Origin of the sequence: Arthrobacter sp. NPDC097144 (assembly GCF_044762205.1) — a bacterium.
Lineage (GTDB): Bacteria > Actinomycetota > Actinomycetes > Actinomycetales > Micrococcaceae > Arthrobacter_B.
Window position 1 is genome coordinate 1 of record NZ_JBIWDW010000013.1, and the last position, 1082, is coordinate 1082.

The 1082-nt window shown below is 62.8% G+C and carries 1 protein-coding gene; it reads right to left on the reverse strand.

Translation table 11 applies throughout. The features are described from left to right. On the reverse strand, positions 1 to 979 hold a 979-nt coding region (locus ACIQXM_RS18065), incomplete at its 3' end, for an IS481 family transposase (protein WP_400934141.1). Positions 980 to 1082 lie beyond the last annotated feature (103 nt).

Below are 1082 nucleotides of genomic sequence, written 5' to 3' on the forward strand. Positions count from 1 at the left end.
TGTAACTCTCACGGACGTTGTGAACGCGTTCGATAGGTGAGAGGCCCTCGATCCCGGTATGGGGTCGATGATGATTGTAGTGATGAAGCCAGGCATCGTAATCAGCGATCCTGGCTTCTTCGCTTTTGTAGGGTTTCGCGTACGCCCATTCGGTGGCCAGGGTGCGGTTGAACCGCTCGACTTTTCCGTTGGTTTGCGGCCGGTAGGGCCTAGTGAATTTGTGTTTGATGCCCGGCCCCAGAGCCTGCGCGAAGGCGTGGGAGCGGTAGCAGGAACCGTTGTCGGTGAGCACCCGCAGCACGGTGATCCCGTGGGCTTCGAAGAACTCCCGGGCCCGGAGCCAGAAACCGGCGGCGGTCTCCTTTTTCTCGTCGATGAGGATCTCGGAGTAGGCCAGCCGGGAGTGGTCATCCACGGCGTGATGCAGGTAGGCGTAGCCGGGCCTGCGGTTGGCTTCGGTACGGGTTTTGTTCCGGTTCCCCGCTGACCGGCCGATCATCCGGTGTCCGCCGCCGTCGGGGATACGGCCGAGTTTCTTGATGTCCACGTGCACCAGGTCCCCGGGATGCTTGTGTTCGTAGCGGACGGGTTTGGGCCGGCGGACCGGCAGTCCGGTGGCCTGGTCCAGGTGTGAGAGTCGTGGCATGCGGTAGCGGCGCAGGACTTTCTCCACGGTGGACCGGGCCAGGTGCAGGTGGTGGGCGATGCGGTGCGGGCCCCAGCGGCGGGTGAAGCGCAGCGCGATGATCCGCCGTTCGGTCCGGGCCGGTGTTTGATGCGGACAGGACAAGGGCCGCGAGGAAAGATCGCGCATCCCGGATACTCCTCGGGAGCGGTATCTGTCGGCCCATTTCTTTGCTGTTGCCGGTGAGCAGTTGAAGCGTTCAGCGGCCCGGCGCAGAGGCCACCCGGACTCGACAACAATTTTTGCCAGGCGCAGTCGTCCGGTTTCGGTCAGGGGTGCGCTAGCGTGGGTCACGAGGGTCTCCGTAGGTCGGATGAGTGTGGTAACCCATATCGAACCGGAGACCCTCGCCTATTTAACTTTTGCCACGCCGTTCACAACCACCGTAAGAGTTACA